At 81.6% G+C, this 1,006-nt stretch carries 1 protein-coding gene and 1 riboswitch; the gene reads left to right on the top strand.

All coding sequences use genetic code 11. From position 1 onward, the window contains the following. Positions 1 to 401: 401 nt before the first annotated feature. Positions 402 to 531, top strand: a riboswitch (cobalamin riboswitch). A 169-nt stretch (positions 532 to 700) separates the two neighbouring features. Further along, a partial coding sequence (locus AAHZ94_RS34525; RefSeq protein WP_349997622.1) for a cobalamin biosynthesis protein occupies positions 701 to 1,006 on the top strand: 306 nt, incomplete at its 3' end.

Below are 1,006 nucleotides of genomic sequence, written 5' to 3'. Positions count from 1 at the left end.
GGGGGGGGGGGGGGGGGGGGGGGGGGGGGGGGGCGCCCCCCCCCCCGGCGGGGGGGGGGGGGGGGCGGGGCGGCCCGCGCCCCCCCCCCCCCCCCCCCCCCCCCGGCCCCCCCCCCACGGCCGCACCACCCACACCATCTGCACCATCTGACCGGCCATCCGGCCCGACCACCCGGCTGATCGCCCAGCCGCCCGACCGTCGCTCCGCACCCGCATCCGCAGGGTGCCGCGGCGGCCCCCGTCGGGCCGCGCCGTGCCACACCTATCCCGACCCATCCCGCCGGGCGGGGTGCGACCGAACCGTGTCGTACCCCGCCCGGCGGGCCTCTGTGCAGGTCAACCGCGAGTTGACGGCCCTTCCCGGGGCGTGGTGGACTTCCGGGGCCAAACGGCGACAGGAGAGGAAGCCGGTGCGAGTCCGGCGCGGTCCCGCCACTGTCACCGGGGAGCGCTCCCCCAGCGCATGGCCACGGCTCGTACACCGCGGGCTGGAAGGCCGGGGTGCGGCGTCGATCCGGGAGCCAGGAGACTCTCGCCGCCGATCACGTCGAACCAGGGCGCGGACCCTGAGTGAGGACACACCACCATGGCCTGCCGCCGTCCAGCGCCCCCTGCCGCCCGTGCGGCCCGCCGCCGCCCGCACCGGCCGGCGCGCCGGCCCGCACCGCTCCCCCCCCGAGGCACGACGGCGGACTGACCGATGCGTACCGACCCCCTTGCGTACGCGTACGGCGCCGTCATCGGTTTCCTGGGCGACCGCGCCCTGGGCGACCCCAGGCGGGGCCACCCGGTGGCCGCCTTCGGACGTGCCGCCGGCGCCGTGGAGCGGCGGCTGTGGCGCGCCCACCGCGGGCACGGCGCCCTGCACACCGCCGTGTGTGCGGGCGGTGCCGCACTCGTCGGCGCACTGCTGACCCGGGCGGCGCGCGGCCCCGGCGCCCCCCCCCCCGCGGCGCCCCCCCCCCCGCCCCCCCCCCCCGCGCGCCCGCCCCGCCCCGCCGCCCCG

Origin of the sequence: Streptomyces sp. HSW2009 (assembly GCF_040240285.1) — a bacterium.
Taxonomy (GTDB): Bacteria; Actinomycetota; Actinomycetes; order Streptomycetales; family Streptomycetaceae; genus Streptomyces.
Note: the sequence above shows the minus strand (reverse complement) of the source record. Positions and strands in the feature narration are given on the sequence as shown.